The sequence below is a fragment of the Janthinobacterium sp. UMAB-56 genome (genome assembly GCF_900095265.1).
Taxonomy (GTDB): domain Bacteria; phylum Pseudomonadota; class Gammaproteobacteria; order Burkholderiales; family Burkholderiaceae_D; genus Janthinobacterium.
Genome location: NZ_LT607714.1, coordinates 1 through 349 on the forward strand (window position 1 = coordinate 1; position 349 = coordinate 349).

Genomic DNA, 349 nt, shown 5'->3' on the forward strand with positions numbered 1-349 from the left:
TTGGTAGAGCGCAACCTTGCCAAGGTTGAGGTCGAGAGTTCGAGACTCTTCTCCCGCTCCAGCGAAAGCTGAAGCAGTGCAGCAAAATGGCAGTAGCAAGCAGAAAATAGAAGCTCCAATGCGGGAGTAGCTCAGTTGGTAGAGCGCAACCTTGCCAAGGTTGAGGTCGAGAGTTCGAGACTCTTCTCCCGCTCCAGTTTTCTGGATCGTGTCATAGGTAAAAACAGCGTAGGCAGTAAAAAGTAGTGCTGGCGATGTAGTAGAGCTTCTGATACAATGTTGTCCACTGCGGGAGTAGCTCAGTTGGTAGAGCGCAACCTTGCCAAGGTTGAGGTCGAGAGTTCGAGAC

Annotated in this window: 1 tRNA gene; it reads left to right on the plus strand. The window is 51.3% G+C overall.

Annotated elements, in window-relative coordinates:
* The first annotated feature begins 120 nt into the window (after positions 1-120).
* A tRNA-Gly gene (locus tag K0F85_RS28400) sits at positions 121-196 on the plus strand.
* Positions 197-349 lie beyond the last annotated feature (153 nt).